Origin of the sequence: uncultured Polaribacter sp. (assembly GCF_947501385.1) — a bacterium.
Lineage (GTDB): Bacteria > Bacteroidota > Bacteroidia > Flavobacteriales > Flavobacteriaceae > Polaribacter.
Window position 1 is genome coordinate 20,114 of sequence record NZ_CANMVP010000015.1, and the last position, 23,933, is coordinate 44,046.

The 23,933-nt window shown below is 32.4% G+C and carries 28 protein-coding genes; 19 read left to right on the plus strand and 9 right to left on the minus strand.

Translation table 11 applies throughout. The features are described 5' to 3' along the window. Positions 1 to 46: 46 nt before the first annotated feature. Positions 47 to 661: a deoxynucleoside kinase gene (locus Q0998_RS10880; protein WP_299669921.1), complete on the plus strand. Its 615-nt coding sequence runs from the start codon at positions 47 to 49 to the stop codon at positions 659 to 661. A gap of 106 nt (positions 662 to 767) precedes the next feature. On the opposite strand, the gene Q0998_RS10885 is transcribed toward Q0998_RS10880, so the two are convergent. From Q0998_RS10885 to Q0998_RS10895, 3 genes are read right to left on the minus strand one after another with little or no spacing between them, the layout of a single operon-like run. Next, a complete protein-coding gene (locus Q0998_RS10885) occupies positions 768 to 1,916 on the minus strand; it encodes a cystathionine gamma-synthase (RefSeq protein WP_299669922.1) in 1,149 nt (382 codons plus the stop codon). A gap of 50 nt (positions 1,917 to 1,966) precedes the next feature. Then, positions 1,967 to 3,199: a sodium:proton antiporter gene (locus tag Q0998_RS10890; protein WP_299669924.1), complete on the minus strand. Its 1,233-nt coding sequence runs from the start codon at positions 3,197 to 3,199 to the stop codon at positions 1,967 to 1,969. Between the two features lie 4 nt (positions 3,200 to 3,203). After that, a complete protein-coding gene (locus tag Q0998_RS10895; protein ID WP_299669926.1) occupies positions 3,204 to 3,659 on the minus strand; it encodes a DinB family protein in 456 nt (151 codons plus the stop codon). A 41-nt stretch (positions 3,660 to 3,700) separates the two neighbouring features. On the opposite strand from Q0998_RS10895, the gene Q0998_RS10900 reads away from it, so the two are divergent. Further along, the gene (locus Q0998_RS10900; protein WP_299669929.1) at positions 3,701 to 4,048 is read left to right on the plus strand and encodes an ArsC/Spx/MgsR family protein; all 348 of its coding nucleotides are present in this window, start codon (positions 3,701 to 3,703) and stop codon (positions 4,046 to 4,048) included. Positions 4,049 to 4,350: 302 nt separating this feature from the next. Here the strand turns inward: Q0998_RS10900 and Q0998_RS10905 are convergent, their stop codons facing one another. Genes Q0998_RS10905 through Q0998_RS10915 form a run of 3 tightly spaced genes read right to left on the minus strand, consistent with a single transcriptional unit; the run spans position 4,351 to position 6,609 of the window. Then, entirely contained in the window at positions 4,351 to 4,824 is a 474-nt protein-coding gene (locus Q0998_RS10905) for a hypothetical protein (protein ID WP_299669931.1), read from the minus strand. Positions 4,825 to 4,835: 11 nt separating this feature from the next. Beyond that, positions 4,836 to 5,825 (minus strand): glycosyltransferase family 4 protein, encoded by a 990-nt coding sequence (locus Q0998_RS10910; RefSeq protein ID WP_299669933.1) that lies wholly within the window; start codon positions 5,823 to 5,825, stop codon positions 4,836 to 4,838. A gap of 10 nt (positions 5,826 to 5,835) precedes the next feature. Further along, on the minus strand, positions 5,836 to 6,609 hold the full coding sequence (locus Q0998_RS10915) for a hypothetical protein (protein ID WP_299669935.1): 774 nt from the start codon (positions 6,607 to 6,609) through the stop codon (positions 5,836 to 5,838). A gap of 175 nt (positions 6,610 to 6,784) precedes the next feature. On the opposite strand from Q0998_RS10915, the gene Q0998_RS10920 reads away from it, so the two are divergent. The 9 genes from Q0998_RS10920 to Q0998_RS10960 all read left to right on the plus strand — a co-directional run bounded on the left by Q0998_RS10920 (position 6,785) and on the right by Q0998_RS10960 (position 12,881). Next, the gene (locus Q0998_RS10920; protein ID WP_299669937.1) at positions 6,785 to 7,465 is read left to right on the plus strand and encodes a thymidine kinase; all 681 of its coding nucleotides are present in this window, start codon (positions 6,785 to 6,787) and stop codon (positions 7,463 to 7,465) included. Positions 7,466 to 7,469: 4 nt separating this feature from the next. Then, complete coding sequence (gene alr, locus Q0998_RS10925) at positions 7,470 to 8,570, plus strand: alanine racemase (protein WP_299669939.1); 1,101 nt, start codon at positions 7,470 to 7,472, stop codon at positions 8,568 to 8,570. A gap of 55 nt (positions 8,571 to 8,625) precedes the next feature. Then, positions 8,626 to 9,033, plus strand: coding sequence for a large conductance mechanosensitive channel protein MscL (mscL, locus tag Q0998_RS10930; protein ID WP_299670074.1), 408 nt, complete (start codon positions 8,626 to 8,628; stop codon positions 9,031 to 9,033). 183 nt (positions 9,034 to 9,216) lie between these two features. Then, complete coding sequence (locus Q0998_RS10935) at positions 9,217 to 9,753, plus strand: RNA polymerase sigma factor (protein ID WP_299669941.1); 537 nt, start codon at positions 9,217 to 9,219, stop codon at positions 9,751 to 9,753. After that, positions 9,750 to 10,511, plus strand: coding sequence for a zf-HC2 domain-containing protein (locus Q0998_RS10940; RefSeq protein ID WP_299669943.1), 762 nt, complete (start codon positions 9,750 to 9,752; stop codon positions 10,509 to 10,511). Before Q0998_RS10935 ends, Q0998_RS10940 begins: the two co-directional genes overlap by 4 nt. 13 nt (positions 10,512 to 10,524) lie before the next feature. Continuing rightward, on the plus strand, positions 10,525 to 11,337 hold the full coding sequence (locus Q0998_RS10945; RefSeq protein WP_299669945.1) for a hypothetical protein: 813 nt from the start codon (positions 10,525 to 10,527) through the stop codon (positions 11,335 to 11,337). A gap of 45 nt (positions 11,338 to 11,382) precedes the next feature. After that, positions 11,383 to 12,123 carry a DUF4097 family beta strand repeat-containing protein gene (locus Q0998_RS10950; RefSeq protein WP_299669947.1) on the plus strand — a complete coding sequence of 247 codons (741 nt, stop codon included), beginning with the start codon at positions 11,383 to 11,385 and terminating at the stop codon, positions 12,121 to 12,123. A 214-nt stretch (positions 12,124 to 12,337) separates the two neighbouring features. Continuing rightward, positions 12,338 to 12,589 (plus strand): type II toxin-antitoxin system ParD family antitoxin, encoded by a 252-nt coding sequence (locus Q0998_RS10955; protein ID WP_299669949.1) that lies wholly within the window; start codon positions 12,338 to 12,340, stop codon positions 12,587 to 12,589. Continuing rightward, positions 12,582 to 12,881: a type II toxin-antitoxin system RelE/ParE family toxin gene (locus Q0998_RS10960; RefSeq protein ID WP_299669951.1), complete on the plus strand. Its 300-nt coding sequence runs from the start codon at positions 12,582 to 12,584 to the stop codon at positions 12,879 to 12,881. The genes Q0998_RS10955 and Q0998_RS10960 overlap by 8 nt, the downstream gene beginning before the upstream one ends. A gap of 159 nt (positions 12,882 to 13,040) precedes the next feature. On the opposite strand, the gene Q0998_RS10965 is transcribed toward Q0998_RS10960, so the two are convergent. Both Q0998_RS10965 and Q0998_RS10970 read right to left on the minus strand, forming a co-directional pair. Next, complete coding sequence (locus Q0998_RS10965) at positions 13,041 to 13,814, minus strand: alpha/beta fold hydrolase (protein WP_299669953.1); 774 nt, start codon at positions 13,812 to 13,814, stop codon at positions 13,041 to 13,043. A gap of 200 nt (positions 13,815 to 14,014) precedes the next feature. Further along, positions 14,015 to 14,728: a pyridoxine 5'-phosphate synthase gene (locus Q0998_RS10970; RefSeq protein ID WP_299669955.1), complete on the minus strand. Its 714-nt coding sequence runs from the start codon at positions 14,726 to 14,728 to the stop codon at positions 14,015 to 14,017. A 93-nt stretch (positions 14,729 to 14,821) separates the two neighbouring features. Between Q0998_RS10970 and Q0998_RS10975 the strand changes: the two genes are divergently transcribed. The 8 genes from Q0998_RS10975 (at position 14,822) to murI (ending at position 22,874) form a co-directional block, all read left to right on the plus strand. Beyond that, a complete protein-coding gene (locus Q0998_RS10975; RefSeq protein ID WP_299669957.1) occupies positions 14,822 to 15,481 on the plus strand; it encodes a CBS domain-containing protein in 660 nt (219 codons plus the stop codon). 107 nt (positions 15,482 to 15,588) lie between these two features. After that, on the plus strand, positions 15,589 to 16,488 hold the full coding sequence (locus Q0998_RS10980) for an NAD kinase (RefSeq protein ID WP_299669959.1): 900 nt from the start codon (positions 15,589 to 15,591) through the stop codon (positions 16,486 to 16,488). A 106-nt stretch (positions 16,489 to 16,594) separates the two neighbouring features. Further along, positions 16,595 to 17,272 (plus strand): DUF6089 family protein, encoded by a 678-nt coding sequence (locus Q0998_RS10985; RefSeq protein ID WP_299669961.1) that lies wholly within the window; start codon positions 16,595 to 16,597, stop codon positions 17,270 to 17,272. A gap of 4 nt (positions 17,273 to 17,276) precedes the next feature. Next, on the plus strand, positions 17,277 to 18,020 hold the full coding sequence (locus Q0998_RS10990; RefSeq protein ID WP_299669963.1) for an isoprenyl transferase: 744 nt from the start codon (positions 17,277 to 17,279) through the stop codon (positions 18,018 to 18,020). A 7-nt stretch (positions 18,021 to 18,027) separates the two neighbouring features. Beyond that, a complete protein-coding gene (gene bamA, locus Q0998_RS10995) occupies positions 18,028 to 20,580 on the plus strand; it encodes an outer membrane protein assembly factor BamA (protein WP_299669965.1) in 2,553 nt (850 codons plus the stop codon). 65 nt (positions 20,581 to 20,645) lie between these two features. Then, positions 20,646 to 21,458, plus strand: a complete 813-nt coding sequence (locus tag Q0998_RS11000) for an OmpH family outer membrane protein (RefSeq protein WP_299669967.1) — start codon at positions 20,646 to 20,648, stop codon at positions 21,456 to 21,458. A gap of 13 nt (positions 21,459 to 21,471) precedes the next feature. Further along, positions 21,472 to 22,005, plus strand: a complete 534-nt coding sequence (locus Q0998_RS11005; protein WP_299669969.1) for an OmpH family outer membrane protein — start codon at positions 21,472 to 21,474, stop codon at positions 22,003 to 22,005. Positions 22,006 to 22,073: 68 nt separating this feature from the next. Further along, on the plus strand, positions 22,074 to 22,874 hold the full coding sequence (murI, locus tag Q0998_RS11010; protein WP_299669971.1) for a glutamate racemase: 801 nt from the start codon (positions 22,074 to 22,076) through the stop codon (positions 22,872 to 22,874). Here the strand turns inward: murI and Q0998_RS11015 are convergent. Further along, complete coding sequence (locus Q0998_RS11015) at positions 22,871 to 23,854, minus strand: type IX secretion system membrane protein PorP/SprF (RefSeq protein WP_299669973.1); 984 nt, start codon at positions 23,852 to 23,854, stop codon at positions 22,871 to 22,873. The genes murI and Q0998_RS11015 overlap by 4 nt on opposite strands. Positions 23,855 to 23,933 lie beyond the last annotated feature (79 nt).

A 23,933-nucleotide genomic window follows, 5' to 3' on the forward strand; every position in this document is an offset into this window, starting at 1 on the left:
AATTGTGTACCTTTAGCATCACTTTTTAATCTTATATAACTTATATATGCACGTTGCAATTGCAGGAAATATTGGCGCTGGTAAAACTACACTAACCAAACTTTTATCTAAACATTACAAGTGGAAACCCCATTTTGAATCTGTTGATGAAAACCCATATTTAGACGATTTTTATACAGAAATGGAACGTTGGTCTTTTAACTTGCAAGTCTATTTTTTAAATAGTCGTTTTAGACAGATTTTAGAGTTAAGAGAATCTGGTAAAAACATCATTCAAGATAGAACTATTTATGAAGACGCGCATATTTTTGCACCGAATTTACATGCAATGGGTTTAATGACCAATAGAGACTACAACAACTATAGTTCTCTTTTCGATCTGATGGAAAATTTAGTTTCTCCACCAGATTTGTTAATTTATTTACGTGCAGACATTTCTACTTTGGTGGGTCAAATTCATAAACGTGGAAGAGAATATGAAAATTCAATTTCTATCGATTATTTAAGCAGGTTGAATGAGCGTTACGAAGCTTGGATTTCTACGTATAAAAAAGGAAAATTATTAGTAATTGATGTAGATCATTTAGATTTTGTAGACAACCAAGAAGATTTGGGTTATGTTATTGATAGAATTGATGCACAAATCAATGGGTTGTTTTAAGTAGCATTCACTAAAATAATTGTGCTTTAAGATGTCAATCTGAGCCAGTAGAATACTTATAAAAAAACCTCAAAGGTTTTAAAACCTTTGGGGTTTGTAAATTTTACTACAGATTCAACGCGCTATCTAAATCTGCCAATAAATCGTCTACATCTTCAATACCAACACTTAAACGAATTAAAGCATCTGTAATTCCCATTTTTAAGCGTTCTTTTTCAGGAATTGAGGCATGTGTCATAGTTGCAGAGTGATTCACCAGACTTTCTACACCACCTAAAGATTCTGCCAACGTAAAAATTTGCGTACTTTCTAAAAATTTAAAGGCTGCTTCTTTACTCTCATCTTTTAAGCGGAAAGAAACCATTCCGCCAAAATCTTTCATTTGCTTTTTGGCAATATCATAATTTGGATGACTTTCTAAACCTGGATAATAAACGGCACCAACTTTTGGATGATTTTCTAAAAAATTAGCAACTGCGCGTCCGTTTTCGCAATGACGTTGCATTCTAATATGCAATGTTTTGATACCTCTTAGCGCTAAAAAAGAATCCATTGGACTTGCAATTGCGCCCGCAGCAAATTGAATAAAATGAATTTCCTCTGCTAATTCCTTATCTTTTACCACCAAAGCTCCCATAACCAAATCTGAGTGACCTCCTAAATATTTAGTCACAGAATGCATCACAATATCTGCTCCTAAAGTTAAGGGTTGTTGCAAATATGGCGTGGCAAAGGTATTATCTACAGCCACTAAAATAGACGAATTCACATCTTTTACTACCGAACAAATTGCTTCAATATCAGCAATTTTCATTAATGGATTTGTGGGTGTTTCTATCCAAACCAGTTTTGTTCTTTCTGTAATTGCGTTGGAAATATTGTCTACAGAATTCATATCTACGTGTGTAAATTCTAATCCGTATTTTTTAAATAATCTTGTAAACATTCTGTACGTTCCTCCATATAAATCATCTCCTGCAATTATTTCATCTCCTGGATTTAAGGTTCTTAATACACAGTCTATTGCAGCCAAACCTGATGCGAACGCAAAACCATGCGTTCCGTTTTCTATGGCTGCAAGATTATCTTCTAATGCTGTTCTTGTGGGATTTCCTCCTCTTGAGTATTCATATCCCTTATGAACTCCAGGACTTGATTGCGCATAAGTAGAAGTCATAAAAACAGGTGGCATTACCGCACCTGTAGTTTCTTCTGGATTTTGCCCTCCGTGGATTGTTTTTGTATTGAATTTCACTTTTATATATGTATAAACTGTCGGCTATTTTTAGAATAGCGAACCTATGATTATGTGAATTTTTTTATCAATTTACCTACAGTAAGTCCTTGAATAAGTATCGAAAATACCACCACAATATAGGTAATTACTAAAAATAAATCGCGTTCCATAGATTCTGTGAGACTTAAAGCCAATGCAATAGAAATTCCTCCTCGTAAACCACCCCAAGTCATAATTAAATTTGTTTTGGGAACAAAATCTAACTTCTTTGCATACAGTTTTATGGGTAATAACAAAGAAATATATCTGGCCATTAACAATAGGGGAATAATGATAAATCCTGCTAAAATATAACTCGCATCGAAAGTGAGCACTAGAATTTCCATTCCAATCAACACAAAAAGAACAGTATTTAAAAGCACATCTAATAATTCCCAAAATTTATCTACATACATCTCTGTAACTTCACTCATAGAAGATTTCCTAACAGTATCTGTACCCACAAGCAAACCTGCGGTAACCATTGCTAAAGGTGCAGAAACATGCAGTTTTTGAGCAAGCAAAGACCCTCCCATAACAGCCGCCAATGTAATAATTACTTCCGTGTCATAGTCATCGATACTTTTCATCAACCTATAAGTGATCCAACCAATAATAAGTCCTAAAATAATTCCTCCAACGACTTCAACCAAAAATAATTCTGCAATATGACCTGCAGAAATTTCTGTTCCTCCTTTGGCTATTTGATAAATAGTTAAGAAAATGACAACACCTACACCATCATTAAACAAAGATTCTCCTACAATTTTTGTCTCTAGTTTTTTTGGAGCACCTACTTTTTTCATAATTCCTAAAACAGCAATAGGATCTGTTGGCGAAATTAAAGCCCCAAATAATAAACAATAAATAAAATCTACCTCTAATTGAATCATTTGTAAGACATAAAAAACAAAAATACCCGTTAAAAAAGTTGAAATGAGTATGCCCAGCGTTGCAAAAATAAATACGGGTTTTCGTTGTACTTTTAGTTGTTGAAAATTGGTATGCAATGCTCCTGCAAAAAGCAGAAAACTTAACATAATATCTAAAAGAACGGTTTCAAAATCTATACTTGTAATTAGTTCTCTTTCTTTTAACAACAAGGTGTCATCAAAATAACTCAACATAAAAACAGCCAAAGTAAATACAATGGTTATAAGCATCAAACCTATGGTATTTGGCAGTTTTAAAAACTTGGTATTGATGTAACCAAAAGCTGCAGAGAGTACTATTAAAACGGTGGCAATTAAAAAATAATCCATAAAGTTATACTAGTTTTTTAAGGGCTCTAATAATTCCATAATGAATTCCTTCATGAAAATTATTAAAAGCAATGGCTGTTTCTATGGAGTTTAAAACAAACCCCGTGCTTGTTAAATATACATCATAATTCTCAAAAATACCTGCTTCAAAATCTTCTTCTAAAGTATCTGGCAAACCCAATAACAACTCTTTTACCTCCTCAAACGCTTGTTCTGTAAAATTTTGTGTGGGTACGGTTCCTTTTTTATATCCTTCAATTAATTCGTCTGGGCACAAACAGTTTAACCCCGACAATTTATAATGTAATAACTGTTGTGTTACCACCAAATGTGCCACGTTCCAAGCAATATTATTTTTAAAACCAGTAGGAATTGTATGAATTTGTTCTAGAGTTAATCCGTCTAGTTCTTTTAAAACTAAATCTCTAGATTTTCTTAAAACATCGAATTGTATCTTCATTATTATGTTTATTTTTGAAGGAACAAATATAACCGATTCCCATGAAAAAAGTCTATTTTTTACAAACTTGTGGTACCTGCAAAAGAATTCTAAAAGAAGTAAATACCGCTGATTTTGAGTTGCAAGAAGTAAAATCGAATCCTGTAAATGCTGATCAATTAGAAGAAATGCACAAACTTTCTGGAAGTTATGAAGCGTTATTTAATAAAAGAGCAAGATTGTACAAATCAATGGATTTAAAGAATCAAGAAATTTCTGAAGCAGATTATAGAAAATTCATTTTAGATGAGTATACCTTTTTAAAGCGTCCAGTATTTATAGTTGACAATGAAATTTTTATTGGAAATAGTAAAAAAATTGTAGAGGAGTTGAAGAATAGAATGGGTTAGAGATTTCTAACGAATTACTTAATCTTTATACTTTTTTTTAAAGAAAATCTGTCATTCCTGCGAAAGCAGGAATCTATAGGCACGCTCTATAGATTACTGGACTTACAAAAATGACTTCTCGACTCCGCTACCATTAACGTGTTTGTTTAATTAATTGATTTCAAGAAACTTTAATAGTTCTCGACTCCGCTCGAACAGACATACTTATAAGCATTTGTATCACGTTATTTTAACCGTTTGATAAAAATTTTTCTCAAGTCTCGAAGCTACATTTTCAGCAAAAACAGAAATGACAGACTTCATTAAAATGCCATTGAAATTCCCATAGAAGTTCCTTTTAAGATAAAATTAAATGTAGGTTTAAAATTTGAACTCACGTCTGGAGCACTCGCATTGTATAAGTCTACGGCTTTTTTAGTTTTCCTATTATACCCTTTTAAAATAGGAATCGTTGCGACAATTAATGCGGCTCCTGCTCCTGCCAAAACCCATTGCGGATCTCCTCCACCAATGGCTGTTCCTACTGGATAACCGATCAAAGCACCACCTGCACCTCCTAAAATCATTCCCCAAGTTTGATTCGACTTTGCAGATTCCATGAAGTCTAAAGCTTCCGTATTATTTTTCATTAAAACCTTTAATTCTTTGGAATTCAATTTTTTATCATTTTGATAATATACATTCTCTCCAAAAGATTTTTTCATATCAATTTTTTGTGCTTTAATGGTTGAGAATGGTACTACAAAAAGTAGTAAGGTAAAAAACACTTTTTTCATTTTTTTAAGATTTATTGTTCATTCGATTTATATACACTTATTAAATTTTCTGCTTCTTTTGCTGCGCTCCAGTTCTTCAGAATTTCTTCTCTGGCTTGCTTCCCTAATAAAGGAATTTCTCCATTTAATTGTTGTTGTAGTAAATTTTCTAGTTCAGAGATATTTCCTGCTTCAAATAAATAGCCGTTTTCTTGATGTTGAATTAATGAAGAATGAACACCAACATTTTTAGTTGCAATAATACTACAGCCACAAGACATTGCTTCTGCTGTTACCAAAGAAAAACCTTCAGAATAACTGGGTACAACTGCAATTTTTGATGCTTGATAATAAGAAACAATATCTCTTGTTTCATCCATAAAATAAACTTGATTTTCTATGGAATGTTTTTTTGCGATTGCTTTTAATTCCTCCAAAAAAGCAGGCTTGTCAATTTTACCGACAATTATTAAGGCCCAATCTTTATGATTTTTTAAAACTTTTGCAGCTTCTAGCAAGACAATTTGTCCTTTTGCTTTACGAACTCTTCCTGCACAAAGAATCCTATTTTCTTGCAGTATATTTGGCAAAGCTACATGCTCTTTTGGTACAAATAAATCTACAGCTACTCCATGCCCAACAACGGTATTTTCTATCCCCAATTGCGCACTCATACTTTGAATAAGTGTAACTACTTTATCTGCTTTTTTTAGCAGTTTCATTGTGAGCCCAGAAGGAATGGTTTCTGCATGTCGGGTAACGATCAATTTAAATTTTGCTCCAAAAAAACGAAATAACAACATTCTTATCATTTCGTTATTTCTATGACAATGCACAATGACTTCTCTATCAGAAAATAAAATTGATTTTAATTTTGAAGTAGTAATTTTATTGCCCGCAACATTATAACCATACAGATATGTTTCAAATTTCTCATCAAAAAAAGGCAGTACATTTTCTATACTTCTAGTAACTCCTGTTTTGCGTTTGTGGAAATGTGTATGAATTAAGACAGGTTTCAAAGATTCTTTTTTAAATAAATTTACGCGAAACAATCTCCATAAAACGTGTTTCTAGTTCTTCATGCTCCGCCCAATTATAATCTGGTTTTACCATTTTATTGATAAATTTATTTGCTTCTTTTTCTGTTTTAATGGTATTTAATTGAGAAATGACTCTATTAAAATCTTCCTGACTCCCGTCAAATAAATTCTTTACAAAAACAATTCTATCATTCAAACCAATTTGAATATTCCCTGCCAATCTATCGTTTAAAGATTTTGGTTGCGTTGGCTCAAATAAATTCGCCATAATGTCTACAGGAATTGTCCCTTCCAGTTCTTCTTCTAAAGTTGGAGAATTTCGCTCGCCAACATTTTTTGGGTCGTCTTTAAAATTTGTGGGTTTTGTATCTCCATAAATAAGTCCTTCCAAATCATCAAAAGGTTGTTCTAGAGTTTCTTCCTTTTCAACTTCTAAAGATTCTTGAAGTACTGCTATTTTTTCGATTACTTGAGCATCTTCCTTATCAAAACCATCGCCAATTTCTGCCTTTAATTTTCCATTGTCGAGTTCTAAATATTCTTCATCTAATTGATGCACGATAGGTTTAGAAACATCTTCTGTCTCCGCAGCTGCATTCTTTGTTTCTAATGCATTTACAACCTTAGCAATCAATTCTTCTTTCGATGCTTCTAAATTAGGAGTTGTATTTACATATTCTTCAACAAAAGCCAACAAAGATAATTTCTCATAAAGCTCTTGTGATTTTTCTTTTAAAGCAAACACATCTTCTTTATTTTTCATCTGCAAAATGCTGTGTGCTAAACTCATTAAGTCACTTTCCAATTTTTTATGCATACCTTGTCTTTAGATCCTGAAATGAATTCAGCATAAATTATTTTTTACTCGTAAATTTTAATAAATTTGTTGCATACCAAAGTAACACAAAATTTAAAATTCTAAAGCCTAAAATTACAAAATGTTTCTTGAAAATACAGTAAATCATACAGAACAATTTGGTTGGATAGAAGTAATCTGTGGCTCTATGTTTTCTGGCAAAACAGAAGAATTGATTAGGCGTTTAAAACGGGCACAATTTGCAAAACAAAGCGTAGAGATTTTTAAACCTGCTTTAGACACCCGGTATGATGAAGATGAAGTTGTTTCTCATAACGACAATAGAATTCGTTCTACTCCTGTTCCTATCGCGTCAAATATTCGCCTGTTAGCTAATGATGTAGATGTGGTTGGTATCGATGAAGCACAATTTTTTGATGATGAAATTGTAGCCGTTTGTAACGATTTGGCAAACAGAGGAGTTCGGGTTATTGTAGCGGGTTTAGATATGGATTTTAAAGGAAATCCTTTTGGCCCAATGCCAGCACTCATGGCAACTGCAGAATATGTTACCAAAGTACATGCCGTTTGCACACATACTGGGAATTTAGCACATTATAGTTTTAGAAAAGCTAAAAATGACAATATTGTAATGTTGGGTGAAATGCAAGAATATGAACCTTTAAGTAGAGCTGCATATTACAAAGCATTGAAAAAACAACAAGAAGAACTCATTTCTTTAAAAGATACAGCTTCTCAAGTAAAAGATGCTAAAACTGATCTAAAAAATACCGAATCTTCCGAAATTTCGGAACAGCATTAACTATATGAACAACCATGTTACTGTTTTAGAAATTGATGGAAATGCTTTAGAACACAATCTAACTTATTTCAAACAAAAACTAAACCCTAAAACAAAAGTGCTGGCTGTTGTAAAAGCTTTTGGCTATGGTAGTGATGGTGTACAAATTGCCAAATTCCTAGAAGATAAAGTAGATTATTACGCGGTTGCTTATACACATGAAGGTATTGCTTTGCGAGAAGCAGCTGTAAAAACACCTATTTTAGTGTTGCATCCACAAATTCAGAACTTACAAGCGATTGTAAAGTATAGATTAGAACCCAATTTGTATAATTTTAAAATTTTTGATGCCTTTCTAAAACTGGCAGATGAAGCTCCTTTAATGAATTATCCAATTCATATAAAGTTCAATACGGGTCTGAATAGACTGGGATTCTGGCACACAGATTTACCTAAAATTTTGTCTGAGTTAAAACAAACAAATCATATCAAAGTACAATCGTTGTTTTCTCATTTGGCAGCAAGCGAAGATTTAGAAGAAAAAGATTTTACGACCAATCAAATTAATAATTTTGCGCACATAGTAAAACAATTCTACAAACACTTAGGCTATGAACCCATGTTGCACATTTTAAACACTTCTGGCGTAGTAAATTATCCGAAAGCACAATTCGATATGGTTAGAATTGGCATTGGTTTGTATGGTTTTGGGAACGATACAAAAGAAACTTCAGCCTTAAAAAATACCCATAATTTAACATCTATCATTTCTCAGATTCATTTGATAAAGCCCGGAGAAACGGTGGGCTATAACAGAGCTTTTGTTGCGAAAGAACCTACAAAATCAGCAACCATCCCCGTGGGACATGCAGATGGTTTGTCTAGAAAGTTAGGTGATAAAAAAGGATATGTACTCATCAACAATCAAAAAGCACCCATTATTGGCAATGTCTGTATGGATATGATTATGGTAAATGTTACCAAAATTGATTGCAAGGAAGGAGATGAAGTAATTATCTTTAACAATCAAGAAATGCTTCAGCATATTGCTAATATTTCAGAAACCATTGTATATGAAACCTTAACCGCGATTTCACAACGTGTTAAGAAAACGTTAAAACTTTAGCTATTTTTGAGTACTTTAGCCTTACAATCAATTATAAAAACATACTAAAATGGGAATGCTTAAAGAATTTAAAGAGTTTGCAATGAAGGGAAACCTTGTAGACATTGCTGTAGGTTTTGTTATGGGTGCAGCTTTTAAACAGGTTGTAACTTCTTTTACTGGCGGCATTGTATCTCCTTTAATTGGTATGATATTTCAGGCCGACTTAAAGAAGTTAAAGTATATCATGAAAGAAGGCACCTTAAATGATGCTGGAGAAAAAGTAGGCGAAGTTGCGCTATTGTATGGTGACTTTATTACAAGCATCATAGATTTTATCATAGTTGCTTTTGTGATGTTTATGATCATAAGAGGTATTAACGCAACCAAGAAAAAAGAAGCGCCAAAACCAGAAGCTCCAAAAGGACCAACTCAAGAAGAATTATTAGCTCAAATTAGAGATTTGTTGGCAAAACAAAAATAATTTTTATCCATATCATATTTTAAAATCCTGAGCCATGGCTCAGGATTTTTTTATGCATTCAATTCAGTAAATAAGTCATTATAAATTGAAAGTTCAATCTTTCTTAAAAGAAAAAATAAAATAAAATGTAACCTTTTTGTAAATTGATGGTTTTAAGAATAGAAACCAACCTAAAACCGAACTTTGAAACATTTAACTGACGAGGAAATAATGTTGCAAATAGCCAATAATAAGCTAGAAATGCTAACCCTTTTGTTTGATAGATACCATGTACGCATGTACAACTATTTTAATAAAATGGTACAGAACAAAATGGTAAGTGAAGATTTAACCCAAGATGTTTTCTTAAAAATAATAAAATACAAAGCATCTTATAATAATGGGAATTTCGCAGCTTGGATTTTTACAATAGCACGAAACGTTTTTTCTAGTTATTATCAAAAAACAAAAAAAGAACGGGCAAATGAAATTGATGACGATCAATTAGCTAGCGAAGTAGAAATTTCTGAAAGCAAACAAGAAGAATTGGATTTTTTAAACAAAGCCTTGTTACAATTAAAAACTTCAGAAAGAGAACTCATTATTATGCATCGCTTTCAAGAAATTAAATATGAGCAAATAGCGCAGATTATTGGGAGTAGTGAAAATGCTGTAAAAGTAAAAACACACAGAGCATTAAAAAAATTAAAAGAAATATATTTTCAAATAGACAAATCATGAAGTGTACAAAAATTCAAGAGCAGTTCTCACAATATGTAGCGCATTCTTTATCAGAAGTTGCAAATTCTGAAGTACAAGCACACTTAAAAACTTGTGCCGTTTGTACAAAAGAATTAGAAGAACTCACCTCATTTTTAGCCATGCTAGACAGCGAAAAAATGCAAGAGCCTTCTACCAATTTACGTACCAATTTTAAAGAAATGCTTGCGAGTGAAATTAAAAAGAATGCACCCAAAGTTATTCCTTTAGCACCAAAACAAGACTGGAAATCGTATTTAAAAGTGGCGGCAAGTATTGTAATTGTAGTGGGTGCATTTCTATTTGGAAAACATCAAGCAGATGTTACAAAAATTGCCCAAGTACAAGAACAGAACAAAGAAAAAGTATTGGCTTTATTAGAAAACACCTCTGCAAGCAAAAGAATATTAGCAGTTGCAAACGCAGAAGAATTTAATAAAAAAGACACCAAAATTATTGAAGCATTAATTAACCGGTTATTTTTTGATAAAAACGCAAATGTACGTTCAGCTGCAGCAGAAACCTTGTCTAAATTTTCATCAGAAACAATTGTAAGAGATGCCTTTATCAAAGCTTTAGAAACAGATGAAAATGCTTCTGTACAAATAGAGCTGATTCAGATTTTAGCTAAAATTCAAGAAAAAAGAGCCATTGAATCTATGCAAAATCTATTAAACAATGAGGAAACACCCAAATATGTAAAACAACAAGTCGAACTAAATTTACCAAGTTTATTATAAAAATTAAGAAATCATGAAAAAAATATACATCCTATTATTATTTGTGGCAAGTATTGTATCAGCCCAAAAAAAAGAATTCAAATACTCATTAGCAGGCGTTAAAAAAGTAGTATTAGAAAGCGGAACAAAAATTGTTCTAACCGCAGGAAACACAGCTGAATTGGTACTTACAGACAATTCAAAAAAACACAAAGAGCACGAGAACCATAGAAACCATAGAAATGATGAAGATTATCAAAAGAAGAAAGCAGACAAAAGAAAAGGATTAACAGCCGTATACCCTGGCGGAAAAGACAATACAGACGGTTATGGTTTTTCAGTTAGCAAAGAAGGCAACGTACTATACATTACAGATTTGATGTCTTACTACAAAAGAAACGGCATTAATTTAGTGCTTCCAAAAACAATGAATATTTCTGTAAATGCAGGCAATTTAGGCTCAGTCTCTTTAGAAGGTTTTACGGGCGAAGTAGAAGTTGCCACAAATACGGGTAAAATACAAATGAAAAATGTTACTGGCCCAATTACAGCAAACACAAGTGTTGGTAAAATTGACATCGATTTTGACAAAGTGAGTCAGACGTCACCCATCACCATTAGCTCATCAGTTTCTGAAATAGATGTTTCAATTCCTGCCAATACAAAAGCAGATTTAGAATTAAGAACACAAGGTACGGTGTACACAAATTTCGATTTTGAAGCTCCTAAAAAGAAAGGGCTATCTAATGTTAGCGGCAATAAAAGCATTAGCAGCAAACTGAATAACGGAGGCGTAAAGATTTACATTAAATCTTCAATGGGAAATATCTACCTAAGAAAAAAATAAGTTTTATTTCACCAATAACAACAACTAATTCTTAAAACACTAAAAATGAAAAAATACATTATACTCCTAGGATTGTTAATAACCTTTAGCAACCTAACCGCACAAAAAATAGTCACAGAAAATACCAGTAGTAAAAATATTGAAGATGTCTATGTAAACCTAAAGTTTGCAAACAACATCATTATAAAAAACTGGAATAAAAGTGAAATCTCTGTCATAGCAACCGTAAACATAGATGACAACAAACACAACGACTATTTCAACTTTAAAGCCGATAAAATTGGCGGAACCTACAAAGTAACTTCAGATTACGGAGACTATTTTAAAAAGTACCGTAGTTATTATTCACATTCTCACAAAGAAGGAAAAGATGACGAAAACAAAGAAGACGATTGCCATCAACATCAGCAAAACAATATTGTAAATTACGTAATCTATGTTCCTAAAAATATGGCATTAAAAATTAAAAGCATTTCTGGAAGTGTCGAAGCAGCAAGTTATGTAGGTGAATTGAATTTAGATTTGATTAGTGGAAACATCACCATAAAAAAACACTCCAAAGACATGCACTTAAAAACCATTAGCGGAGACATTGATATTTACATTTCTGATGCTAAATTTGAAGCAAAAACACTCTCTGGCTCTGTATACTCAGATTTAGACATCGATTTTGATAAAAACAAAAAAAGAGGCTATGGTTCTAGAATCGTGGCTACTATTAATAAAGGCTCTGCCTATTTAAAACTCAATACCATTAGTGGAGATATTTTCTTGAGAAAAATTTAAACAAATAGTGTATTTCATTTTTACAACAACCATTTTCTTTTGAAGATGGTTGTTTTTAGTTTTGTTTGTTTCTAAAGGTATTTTCATATAACTTCGCTAACTACTGATATAAGTCATTGAAACGACATCATATCAGCGTTAAAGTTCTACGCAATTTGTGAAAATTTTGAGATTATACCAATTTTTGGTATATTTGAATTAAATTAGTTTCAAAATGAACAAAAACACATCAATATCACTCGGGAATTATTTTGACCAATTCGTTCAAAGTAGCATTAGCCAAGGAAGATTTAAAAACGTTAGCGAAGTTATTCGTGCAGGGTTAAGACTTTTAGAAGAAGAAGAAAGCAAAGTGATTGCTTTGAAAAATGCAATCCAAGAAGGAATTGAAAGCGGAATTGCTCACGATTTTGACCCGAAAAAACATCTTGAATCACTAAAAGCGAAAAAACACTCGAATGTCTGAATATAAACTGACGAACAAAGCTGTTACTGATTTATCAAAAATTTGGGAATACACATTTGAAGTTTGGTCGGAAAAACAAGCCGACAAATATTATGATGAATTAATTTCAAATTGTGAGGAAATAGCTGAAAATCCAGATTTAGGAAAAAAATACGAAGGAATTTCAAAACAACTTCTCGGAATTAAAGCAAACCGACACATAATATTTTATCGCACATTAAGTGAAGATTATGTTGAAATAACAAGAATCTTACTCGAAAGAATGGATTTGAAAAAAAGAATAGCTAAATAACAACTGCTAAGCCGTGTATAATTAATGGCTAGTCCTCGCCTACTAACGAATCTCGAAGTTTCGGGACTCGCGGATTTTCTACTCGGTATTTATTTGCTAAATTAGGTCCTTAAAAGCGCCAAAAATTATACACAAACACTTTAGCGAATCTCAAAAAAATTACGCTAAAAAAGCACAAACCTCACTATAAAATTGTTTCGGATTTTCAGCATGCAACCAATGCCCAGCATTCTTTATTTCCACAATTTTAGCATTTGGGAAATGTGCCTCAATGATAGGCACTTCATTGGCTGTAATATACCCCGAGTTCTCTCCTTTTAAAAACAACGTTTTATGTTCAAAAGTTAAAAACGGTGGCAAAGTAGCACCCACTTCAGCATTATTTTCGGTCAGTGATGGGAGGTTAAAACGAAATGCCAATTGCCCTTTTTCTTTCCAATAGACATTCTTCAACAAAAACTGACGAACCCCCAATTCTGGAATAAATTCAGCCAATTTTTTATCGACCAAGCTTCTAGTGTTATCAACAGAAAAATCAATCACATTCAAACCCGCTAAAATGGCATTGTGATGTGGTGGATATTGTTTGGGAGAAATGTCTACAACAATCAATTTCTCAACCAATTCAGGATAGGTAACGGCAAACAACATCGCCGTTTTCCCACCCATCGAATGACCAATGATAATACATTTCTCTAACTGGTGATGTGTGATGTACGCATACAAATCTTCCACCAAAACCTCATAATTGAAGGCATCTTCATGAAAACTTCTCCCGTGATTCCGTTGGTCTATTAAATGCACCTGAAAATCTTCAGAAAACTGATTCCCCAAGGTTTTCCAGTTGTCACCCATGCCAAAATAACCATGTAGAATTAGTAAGGGGGTTCCTTCGCCTTTTATCGTTGAATGTAATATTGGTTTTTTTGGCATTTTTTTATTATTTCACAGAGTTTCGCAGAGAAATCTCAGAGATTCACAGAGTTATTCGATTTTTTCTGAAATTAAATGCACTTATTATTTTTAGTACATATACAATCATAGTATTTTTATTTGAGATTAAAATTTCTCTTTATAATTATGGCAAAGTAACACTAGACTGCAAACTGCCGACTGATTATTGCCAACTGGGTCTATTTCAATCGATGCAAATACATATTCACCACATTTTCTAAGCCCAAATACAAACTTTCAGCAATCAAAGCATGCCCAATAGAGACTTCCGCCAAATTAGGAATCTGTTCTTTAAAAAACTGCACATTATCTAAACTCAAATCATGACCTGCATTGATTCCTAAACCCAAAGTATGCGCTAAAATTGCAGCGTCTGTATACGGTTGTACCGCTTCTTTGTTTCCCAAATCATATTGAGTGGCAAACTCTTCTGTATACAATTCAATTCTGTCTGCACCAATCTTTGCAGCACCTTCAATCAGTTTTAAATCGGTATCAATAAAAACAGAAGTCCTGATACCGTTTTGTTGAAACTCTTGAATTACTTCCTTTAAAAAAGAGGAATGCTTCAACGTGTCCCAACCCGCATTAGACGTAATAGCATCTACGCCATCGGGCACCAAAGTAACTTGTGTAGGTTTGGTTTCCAAAACCAAATCGATAAAAGAAGAGATCGGATTGCCTTCAATATTAAATTCTGTGGTTACCACAGCCGTTAAATCTCTTGCATCTTGGTATTTAATGTGTCTTTCATCTGGTCTTGGGTGAATGGTAATTCCCTCAGCTCCAAAACCTTCTATATCTGCGGCTACTTTTAATAAATTTGGCACATTTCCTCCACGAGAATTTCGTAAAGTTGCTATTTTATTAATATTTACACTTAACTTTGTCATTGTCTAAAATTAGAAAGCAAAGGTAATTTATACCAATTACACTTTCAAATCTAATTGCGATTATTAAATCAATTTATCCTATATTCGTACAGCATGAATATTACAGATTACATATTAAATGAAATCAAACCACTGAGTTTAAAAAGCAGCGTAAAAGCGGCTAAAAAACTGTTTGACAATTTTCCGATCACACATTTTGCTGTGGTAGAAGACAACAAGATTTTAGGTTGTTTTGCGGAAGATGATATTCATACCATAGAAAATAAATCAGATGAATTGGTGGCATATACCCATTTGCTAAGTTCTTTTTTCGCAGATGAAAAGGCAACCGTTTTAGAACTTTTAAAGATCTTTGCAGACAATGATGCTACGATTATTCCTGTTTTAAATAAGGAAAAAGACTATATAGGGTATTATGATTTGTGTGATGTTTTAGACGTCTTTTCTACCAGTCCGTTTATGATTGAAGATAGCGAGACTTTAATTATAGAGAAAATAGAAAATGATTATTCCATGAGCGAAGTTTCGCAAATTGTAGAATCTAACGGTGGAGAATTATTAGGAATCTATATCTCTGAAAGAAACAACGAATTTGTACAATTGACACTTAAAATTATCTCTGAAGACATCCATGAAGTCATGCACGCATTTAGAAGGTATGATTATAAAATAATCTCTACCCATGAAAATGATATTTATCTTGAAGATTTAAAAAGTAGGTCAGAATATTTGCAAAAGTATCTAGAGATGTAACCATCTCAGATGGTTTTTGGTATCAAATGAGTTTGTTCTATTATAAGGGATCATAAAAAACTATGAATTTTAGTGTATTACTTTTAATGAATAGGTAAATAGAAAAAATGAAAAAAGTAGCAGTTTACGGACAATCCTATTCTATTTCAGCTGAGAAAGAAATTCAACTTCTTTTAAGCGTTTTAGAAGAGAACAATATTGTTTGTTTTATAGAAAAAAAGTTCAACAACTTATTAGTAGAAGGCGCTATTTTAAATAAAAAGTACCCGACATTCTCTCATTTTGATGATTTAAATGATTCTTTCGAAGCAATGTTTACCTTAGGTGGAGACGGAACTATTTTAAGAGCTGTCACTTATATTAGAGATTTAGGAATTCCTATGTTGGGAATCAATACGGGTCGGTTGGGTTTTTTGGCAACCATCAATAAAAATACCATTAAGAAAAGTGTAGAACTTATTTTAAATGGAGAGTACTCAATTCAAGAAAGAACCTTATTATCTGTAAAAACGGCTCCCAAAACAGCCGAGTTTGCTGAACTTAATTTCGCATTGAACGAAGTAACCATCGCCAGAAAAAACACTACTTCGATGATTGGTGTAAGCACTCACTTAAATAATGAATACCTTACCAATTATTGGGCAGATGGTTTAATCATTGCAACACCAACAGGCTCTACAGGATATTCTTTAAGCTGTAATGGTCCGGTAATATCACCAGATTCTAAAAATTTAATCATTACGCCTATTGCACCTCACAATTTAAATGCAAGACCCATGGTTATTTCAGATGAGACAACCATTCAATTAGAAGTAGATTCTAGAGAAAAAGATTTTTTGATCTCTTTAGATTCTAGAATCACTACCGTTGCAGAAAATACAAAAGTTTTTATAGAAAAAGCACCGTTTACAATTAAAAGTATCATCCCTAATAATCAATCATTTTTAAAAACGCTTCGCAGTAAATTATTGTGGGGAGAAGATACCAGAAATGAGACCAATCTTTAACCAAATGTTCACAATAAATAAACGAAAAAGTTGTTATTCAAAAAAGACTGAATATTAACTTTATAAAGCAAATTGAAATTCATATATTTGCACGCTATTTTTGAGAATGAAAAACCGTATTTTATTTATCGTATTTATAAGCTTTTCTTCTATTTTAATAGGGCAAGTGTATGAAGTTGGAGTTTCTGTAGGAGGTACAAATTATATTGGTGATATTGGTAGAACCAATTATATCTACCCAAATAACCTAGCTGGTGCGGCTTTTTTTAAATACAATTGGAACCCGAGAATTGCAGTAAGAGCAACATTTAGCCATTTACCAACATCAGGAAATGATGAAAATGCAGATACAGACTTTAAACAAAATAGAGGTTTAACTTTTGAGAATACCATAAATGAATTAGCAGTAGGAATGGAATTTAACTTTTATGAATATGATCTTTCATCAGAAGATAAAAGTTGGACACCCTATATAGTAATAGAATTGGCAGCTTTTAATTACAAGACAGTAGCATCGGAGCCACAACCAAGAAGTTATGTTTTTACCAATAAAACTTCTTACGCAATTCCTTTTGGAGTTGGCTTTAAATCTAAATTGGCTGGTAAATTTGCTTTTGCTATAGAATCGAAGTTTAGATATACATTTGAAGATGACATTGATTATTCTACAAGTAGAATACCATCTTTAGATTTTGGAGGAACAGGAAATGACTGGTATGTATTTACAGGTGTTTCTTTAATTTATACCTTTGGTAGACCCGCTTGTTATACACAAGGATTATAAAACTATGGATAAAAAACTACGTATCGATTTACAAAGAGTACCAAAACACGTTGCCATTATTATGGATGGGAATGGGCGTTGGGCTAAAGGTAAAGGAATGAGCAGGGTTTTTGGGCATAGAAATGCTTTAACCGCGGTTAGAGAATCTGTTGAAACGGCAGCTCAAATTGGTGTAGAAGCCATTACATTATATGCTTTTTCTACAGAAAACTGGAAAAGACCCAAACTAGAAGTAGATGCTCTTATGAGCCTACTCATAAACTCTTTAAAGAAAGAACTACCTACTTTTCAGGAAAATGGTGTGATTGTAAATGCCATCGGTTGTATAGAAAGCTTGCCTCAAAATGCGCAAAAAGCATTAAAAGAAGTGATTGAACTTACCAAAAAAAATAAAAAAATTGTATTAACATTAGCACTAAGTTATGGTTCTAGAGAAGAAATTGTTAATGCAATCAAAAACATATCTAAAAAAGTTGTTAATAAAGAACTTTCTGTAAAAGAAATTGATGAAAAAACTATTAATAACCATTTATATACGTTTAATTTGCCCGAGGTCGATTTAATGATAAGAACAAGTGGTGAACATCGCATCAGTAATTTCTTACTTTGGCAAATGGCCTATGCTGAATTATATTTCACAGACATACTTTGGCCAGATTTTAGAAAAGAGCATTTTTACGATGCAATTATAGATTATCAGAATAGAGAACGAAGATTTGGAAAGACAAGCGAACAAATTACAGAATAAATTTTTTATGAAATTATTTTCTGCAGTACTAGTGTTAACAGCACTTTTTTCTACATTTAGCAGTAATGCACAAGTTAAGAAAGATACCATCATTACTAAAAATGATACGATTCCCAAAAAAAAGGTATCTTTTGAAAAAGGAAAAGAATACATTCTAGGAGGCATCACTGTAACAGGTCTTAAAAAGTTTAGTGAAGAAACCGTTCGGGTTTTTACAGGTCTTAGATATGGGCAAACTATTAAACTTCCGGGTGATAAATTAACAAGTGCTATTAAAAAACTATACGAAAGTAAGCAGTTTAGCGATGTGGATGTTTATCTAGCGAGATTAGATGGCAATACGGTGTATCTTCAATTAGATGTTCAAGAACTTCCGCAATTAAATCAAATAAACCTTACTGGGATAAAAAAATCGAAGGCCAAAGAACTTATCAAAGAGGCTGAATTAACCCAAGGTAAAATGGTCACAGATAACTTATTGGTGACCACTAAAAATTACTTCACAAAAAAATATACAGACAAAGGGTTCTTAAAAACAAAAGTTTCTATAGATACTAAAAAAGATACATCAGACGTAAACATTGTAAATATGTCTGTCTTTATAGATAAGGGCAAAAAAATTAAAATTAAAGACATCAATTTTACGGGTAACGAAGCACTTTCTGGAAAGAAACTAAGAAAATACATGAGCAATACCAAAGAGAAATTTTTGGGTCGTTTTTGGAAAGGTTCTAAATATATAGAAGAAGAATACCAAGAAGATTTAGAAAATATCTTAGACAAATATAGCAGACTTGGTTATAGAGATGCTAGAATTTTAAGTGAAGGTATTTCTTGGAATGATGACAATACCATAGACATTAACATCGAATTAGAAGAAGGTAGACAATACAGGTTTGCTGAAATTATTTTTGTGGGTAATGAAGCGTATACAGATGCACAGCTGCATCAGATTTTAAGAATAGACAAAGGTGATATTTACAACGGTGCTGTTTTAAAAGAGCGTGTAAAAGGAGACAACTCTCCTACTTCCTTTGATATTTCTTCAGAATATCAGAATAACGGTTTCTTGTTTTCTCAAGTAAACGCCGTAGAAACAAAGGTAGAAAACGATTCTATTACCGTTGAAATTAGAATTCGAGAAGATGAAAAAGCACGCATTAAAAAAGTAACTGTTTCTGGAAATGACAAAACGAATGACCATGTAATTTTCAGAGAATTAAGAGTAAAACCAGGCGATTTATTTAGCCGAAGAGAAATTATTAGATCTATTAGAGAAATTGGTCAGTTAGGATTTTTTGATCAAAATGTAACCCCAGATGTAGTTCCCAATTATCAAGACAAAACAACAGACATCAACTTTAATGTAATTGAAAAAGGGGGAAGCCAAATAGAACTACAAGGTGGTTATGGAGGTGGCTCTTTTATTGGTACTTTAGGTTTGTCTTTTAATAATTTTTCAATCAAAAATATTTTTAATAAAGAAGCATACAAACCTTTGCCAACAGGAGATGGTCAAAAACTATCTTTAAGGTTACAAACCAGTAGAACTTTTAGTACCTATAGTTTTTCTTTTACAGAACCGTGGTTTGGTGGTAGAACGCCAAAATCTTTATCTTTTTCTATTTACCAATCGAATCAGTTTCAATTGAATCCACAAACTTTTGAAGTGGATAAAGACAGGCGTTTAGGAATTACTGGAGCTTCTATAGGTTTAGGTCAACGTTTAAAATGGCCAGATGACTTTTTTCAATTGTCACAAACCGTTTCCTACCAAAGTTTTCAGTTAAAAAATTATGGTTTTAGAGTGGGTGATAATGTTTTAAATAACGGAACTTTAAATAACCTATCCTACAATTTAAATCTCAGCAGAAGTTCTGCAGGTCCTAGTTTAATTTTTCCAACCTATGGTTCTGAGTTTTCATTTGGTATCAAAGCAACCTTACCCTATTCTTTGTTTAGTGATAAAGATTATACACAACCAGATAACCTAACTGCAGAGCAACAAAATGATTTCTTAGCAGATAAATTTAAATGGTTAGAATACTACAAATTAAATGCAAAAGGAAAATGGTATACCGCTTTTACAGACAAATTAGTTTTAATGACCAATGCAGAAATGGGATTCTTAGGTTTTTATAATGATGCATTAGGGCAAACACCTTTTGAACGTTACTTTGTGGGTGGAGATGGTATTGCTGTCTTTCAATTAGATGGTAGAGAAGTGGTGGGTTTAAGAGGTTATGAAAATAACAGACTGTCTTCTATCTCTGGGGGAACCATTTATAATAAATTTCAATTAGAACTTAGATATTCGATCACAGACTCTCCCTCTGCCTCTATTTATACATTAGGTTTTTTAGAAGCGGGTAATTCGTATGACAATTTTAGAACTTTTAATCCGTTTGAATTAAAAAGATCAGCTGGTTTAGGGGTACGAATATTTATGCCTGCATTTGGATTATTAGGTATTGATTTTGCACACGGTTTTGATCCTTTACCTGGAGAAATCGAAAAATCTGGTTGGCAAACACATTTTATTATCGGAAGACAATTCTAGGAAAACTGTACATTTGTAATGTCAAAAGTTTTTTTGGCACGGTTTTTTCTAAACACTATACACAAATGAAAAATATTTTTTTATCAATCGTTCTTTTACTTACTGTTAGTATTTCTTGGTCTCAGAGAAGTCAAATTATTGCGTACATCGATATGGAATACATTCTAGAAAATGTTCCAGAATATTTAGAAGCACAAAATACTTTAGATGAAAAAGTGGTAAAGTGGAGGCAAAAATTAGACAAAGAGGCTCGGTACATAGAAGTACTAAAAACAGATTTGGCAAATGAGAAAGCAATCTTAACAAAAGATCTTATTGAAGAGAAAGAAGAAGAAATTTCTTTAAAACAAGATGAATTAAGAAGGTTAGAATCTTTGTACTTTGGCCCTAAGGGAGATATGTTTTTACTAAGAAAACAATTGGTAAAGCCTATTCAAGATCAAGTTTACAATGCCATACAAACCATTTCTGCTAGAAAAAAATATGATTTTGTTTTTGATAAATCTAGTGATTTAGTCATGCTATATTCCAATAAAAAATACGATATTAGCGACCTGGTTTTAGGCACTATTGACAGAACAAGATTAGTTGACAAGAAAAATGCCAAAAAGCTAGAAAAAAGTGCTCCAAAAGAGCCTACAGAGAAACAAAAGCAAGCCTTAGTAAAGAAAGAAGCTATTGTTGCTAAAAAATTATCTGATAGAGAACTAAAAAAGAAAGCGTTAGAAGATAGAAAAAAAGTACTTTTAGAGAAAAGAGAAGAAAAAAGAGAGTTGCTTAGAAAAAAGAAAGAAGCGCTGAAAAAGAAAAAAGAAGCGTTAAAGAAAGAAAAAGAAGACGCAAAGAAAGAGAAAGAAAATCAAGACAATAATAATTAAATTAAAAACAAGAATGAAAAATTTTAAAACGTTACTATTAATCGCTGTATTTACTTTAGGAATAGGTGGTGTTGCAAATGCACAAAAAATAGGTCATATAGATTACCAGAGAGTAATAGACAATATGCCAGAAACAAGAGCATTAAGCGTTACCCTTGAAAAATTAGGGAAGTCTTACCAAAGTGAAATTGAAGGTTTAAAGAAAAAGTTAGAAGCTAAAGTTCAAAAGTATACTACGGAACAAGCAACTCAAACAGAAGCTACCAACAAACAAAGAGCTCAGGAAGTACAAACAGATAAAGCTAGATTTGATCAAGCACAACAAGAGGCTTATCAAGATATGCGAAGAAGAGAAGCACAAGAGCTAGAACCTATTGTAAAGAAAGCTGAAAAAGCAATTGAAGCTATTGCTGCAACAAAAGGGATTTTATATGTATTTGATGCTAAATCTTTAATTGTTAAGAAAGGTGTAGATTTATACGATGCTGCCAAAGCAAAATTAGGATTGTTAAAAGACAAGCCTAAGCAACAACAGCCAAGACAATAATTTCTTTTCCAAAGAAATAAATGATAGAAACCTACTTTTTAAAGTAGGTTTTTTTATTTTTACTCCTTATGAAATCTATTTCAAATGCTATTGGTTTTTTTGATTCTGGTGTCGGCGGAACTTCTATATGGAAAGAAGTAATTGCACTGCTACCAAATGAAAACACTATCTATCTTTCAGACAGTAAAAACGCGCCTTATGGTGAGAAATCAACAGAAGAAATAGTAGCACTGTGTAAAAAAAATACAGCATTTTTACTTCAGAAAGATTGCAAACTAATTGTAGTTGCCTGCAACACAGCTACAACAAACGCTATTGAATATTTAAGAACTCATTATAACATTCCCTTTATTGGTATAGAACCTGCTATAAAACCAGCAGCCTTAATAACAAAAACAAATACCATCGGAATTTTAGCAACCAAAGGAACGCTGAATAGCAATTTATTTGAAAAAACTTCTAGTAACATCAGAAAAAAAATTCAGATAAAAGAAACTATCGGGAAAGGACTTGTAGAACTTATTGAAGGAGGAAAATTGCATTCTAAAGAAATGACAACTTTATTAACTTCTTTTTTAAAACCCATGATTTCTAAAAATATCGATTCTTTGGTTTTAGGCTGTACACATTATCCTTATTTAATTCCACAAATTAGAGCAATTGTTGGTGATAGAATTCAAATTATAGATTCTGGGGAAGCTGTTGCCAAACAAACAAAAGCTATTTTAAGCAAACATCATTTATTAAATACTGATAAAAATTATGTACCGCAACATGAAATCTTCATCAATAAAGAAAAAACTTCTCTAGAGAATTTACTAAAAACTATTGAAGGGAAAAAGATATGTATTACTGAAAAAGATTTTTAAAATCCTCCGTAAATTGAATTGATGTTAGGACATGCAGCTGCTCTAGGCTCTCTCGTCCATAAATTAATTCCTAAAGATATTTGATGAAAGCCAGCATCTGCAAAAAGAACATCATTTAACTGTCTTGTATATGCATAAGAAAACATAAAATTCTTATAATTCAAACCGATTATAGGAGAAATATAAGAAGCGTTATCTATGCTATTGGCATCAAAATTTCTTCTATAAGACAAGGCTCCCCAAAGTTGGGTTTGAGACAACATTTTATACACTTTTAAGTTAAAATCTGCGACTCTTTCACCCAAACCTTCCTTCATTTGAATCATAATAGAAGGTTCTAATTGCACAACATTCTCTTTGCCAAAATAGTAGCCAGCAGATAACACATAATTTCTTAAATCTAATGGTTCTTGAATGTTTAAATTATTTTTTGCGGTTAAGAATAAATTTTTTACAGTAAAATAAGAAGACAATCCTCCTCTATGATAGGCCACACTAAAATCTGCATTGTAATAACTGGTACTTTCTATAATAGCTGCTACTGCAGGATCTCCCGTAAACGTTCTTTGATCTGATTGATTTTGTACAAACGAGAATGCCAAACCAAAAGATAATTGTTCGAACATTCGACCGTCACTCATTGGTAAATGATATGCATAAGTACCTTGCAAACCTTGTTGAGAGTGAAATCCGTTTTTATCATTAAACAACACCAAGCCATAACCTGCATTTGATTCTTCACCAAACTTTGTATGAAAGCTCATTGTTTGTAAAGAAGGCGCATTGGGTACATCAAACCATTGTTGTCTTGCTGTAAATCTTACTTTACTAGAATTTCCAATTCCTGCTGCAGAAGGATGCACTAAAAATACGTTGTCAGACAGATAATCTGTATAAATTGGTAAAGTCTCTTGCGCCTGATTTTTTATTGAAAAAAAAGCAATGCATAAAAGACTAATTCTAATGTAAGTTAACTTCATTAAAGTTCTCGTATTTTTAAAGAAATCAAATATATTATTTTTATTGTTATGAATTCTTTTTCAAAGAAAGATTTAACAT